This window comes from Ruegeria sp. BHSB172, from assembly GCF_059613165.1.
The window spans coordinates 1-2297 of the sequence record NZ_JBXWRZ010000085.1; the positions used below are offsets into that span (position 1 = coordinate 1).

Sequence of the window (2297 nt, forward strand, 5' to 3'; positions counted from 1 at the left end):
ATCCTCGCCGGCATCGGGCAGGTTCTCGGGCTTTTCATGGCGGTGAATATGCCATTTGGCAATGAACAGGGCCGTGATCGGCGCGGTCAGGAACAGAAACAGGGTAATCAGCAGTTCGTGCATCGACAGGCGCCCCTCGATCAGAACCGAATGGAAGATAGAGGCCAGCAGAACGCCGCCCACGCCCAGCGTGGTTGCCTTGGTGGGCGCATGCAAGCGCGACATCGGGTCTTTCAGCTTGATCATCCCGAATGAGCCGACAAAGCCGAAGATGCCTGACACGATCAGGAAAAAAGCGATCAGCAGTTCAAACAGAAACTCCATGCCGGCCTCACTCGATGATGTTTCCGCGCAGCATGAAGCGCGCGTAGGCCACGGTCGAGACAAAGCCCAGCATGGCGATGATCATCGCGGATTCAAAGAAGATCTCGGTTCCGACGGCAAGGCCATACAGAATCATCAAGGCGATGGTGTTGATGACCATGGTGTCAAGCGCCAGTACGCGGGTTCCGACGCCGTCGGCGGTGATGATCCTCCAAAGGCACATCATGATCGCGGCGCCGAAACAGGCAAAGGCAAAGTATATTGCATACTCGATCATTCGAAGATCTCCTTCAGGCGGCGCTCGTACCGCTGTTTGATCTGGTCGCGGACGGCGCCCGGATCGGGGGAATCCAGACAATGCACCAGCAGGCAGTGGCCCTGGGCGGACAGGTCGCAGCTGACGGTCCCGGGTGTCATCGTGATGGTACCGGCCAGAACGGTGATCGCCTCGGGGGTGCGCAGTTCAAGCGGGATCGAGACCCAGTTGGGCTGGCGCTCGGCATCCGGCTTGAACAGGATGATCCGGGCGACGGTGATGTTGGCCACCACGATGTCCCACAGCACGACGAGGATGTATTCCACCACCATCGGCCAGTTGCGCAGCACTGGACGGTCGGGCCAGTAGGGCTGCGTAATGAAGGGGATGACGATACCCAGAAGCAACCCGAAAACCAGCGAATTCAGCGACGGCGCGTTGGCCAGCAGCACCCAGACGATCGTCAGCAGAAAGCTCAGATGCGGGTGGGGAAATATCCGGCGCAATAGTTTCATTAGTCTTCCCTTCCCAATACGGCCGAGATGTACTGTTCCGGCGCAAACAACTGCGCCGCCGTGCTGCGAGTGTAGTCCAGTGCCGGCCCGGCGAACAGGGTCAGCAGGACCAGCCCCGCGACGAGGCCGAAGACCGAAGTGAAGGCAAGGCCGGGCTGCGGCTCGGGCGGCGGCGGTGGCGCGGGGTCTGCGTCTTCGGGGGCGGTTTCCGCTTCGGGCGTCGGATCATCCTGCGTGCTGGCGTCGTGGCTTTTCCAGAAGATCAACGAGCCGGCACGCGCAAGCCCCACGATGGTGACGAACGAGCCGATCAGGACCACGGCCCAGATGGCGGTGGCATCAGGCGCGTTCCGCGCGGCATCCAGCACCAGCAGTTTTCCGATGAAGCCTGACAGGGGCGGCATGCCGGCCATGGCGATTGCGCCGACGAAAAACAGCGAAGCGATCAGCCCGTTCTGCGGCATCGGCGGCCGCGGCGCGATTGCCCCGCTGCGGCGTTGCATGACCAGATCGGCCACAAGAAACAGCAAGGCGGTGGCTAGGGTGGAGTGGTAGACATAGTACAAGGCCGCGGCGGTCGCCGACTCGGTGAACAGCGATATGGCGACCAGCAGCGTTCCCATCGAGGCTATGGCGCAGAAGGCCACCATTCGGGCGATGTGTTGGGTTCCCAATATACCGATGGATCCGATGGCCAGCGTCACCAATGCGGCGGGTTGCAGCCAGTCGCCGACCAGTCCCTGCGAGACCGGGACGTCCGGGCCGAAGACCAGCGTATAGACCCGCAGGATCGAGTAGGCCCCCACTTTGGTCATGATCGCGAACAAGGCGGCCACCGGCAATGGTGCATTGGCGTAGCTTGCCGGCAGCCAGAAATGCAGCGGCAGGACGGCGGCCTTGATGCAAAAGACCAGTAGCAGCAGAACCGCGCCCACGCGCAACAGGGCGGTGTCTTCGGGCGGCATCTCGGCCACGCGCAAGGCCAGGTCAGCCATGTTCAACGTTCCGGTCACCGAATAGATCGTGCCCAATGCAAACAGGAACAGGGTCGACCCCAGCAGGTTGTAGGTGACGTATTGAACTCCGGCCTTCAGACGCACAGCGCCGCCGCCATGGGTCATCAGACCGTATGATGCGATCAGCAGCACCTCGAAGAACACGAACAGGTTGAAGGCGTCCCCCGTCAGGAAGGCGCCGCAAAC

General features: G+C 61.8%; 4 protein-coding genes. All 4 read right to left on the minus strand.

The features are described from left to right. On the minus strand, window positions 1-324 hold a 324-nt coding region (locus tag AC2FM3_RS17805; protein WP_496684567.1), incomplete at its 3' end, for a Na+/H+ antiporter subunit G. 7 nt (window positions 325-331) lie between these two features. Continuing rightward, window positions 332-601, minus strand: coding sequence for a K+/H+ antiporter subunit F (locus AC2FM3_RS17810; protein WP_490359877.1), 270 nt, complete (start codon window positions 599-601; stop codon window positions 332-334). Then, window positions 598-1095: a Na+/H+ antiporter subunit E gene (locus AC2FM3_RS17815; RefSeq protein ID WP_496684569.1), complete on the minus strand. Its 498-nt coding sequence runs from the start codon at window positions 1093-1095 to the stop codon at window positions 598-600. The genes AC2FM3_RS17810 and AC2FM3_RS17815 overlap by 4 nt, the downstream gene beginning before the upstream one ends. Beyond that, window positions 1095-2297, minus strand: a 1203-nt coding sequence (locus AC2FM3_RS17820; protein WP_496684571.1) for a monovalent cation/H+ antiporter subunit D, incomplete at its 5' end; no start/stop codon positions are given. The genes AC2FM3_RS17820 and AC2FM3_RS17815, both read right to left, overlap by 1 nt.

Bases quoted from the DNA above. Each gene is read 5' to 3' on its own strand.
- AC2FM3_RS17815 (WP_496684569.1), bottom strand. From the start codon at position 1,095: ATGAAACTATTGCGCCGGATATTTCCCCACCCGCATCTGAGCTTTCTG.
- AC2FM3_RS17810 (WP_490359877.1), bottom strand. From the start codon at position 601: ATGATCGAGTATGCAATATACTTTGCCTTTGCCTGTTTCGGCGCCGCG.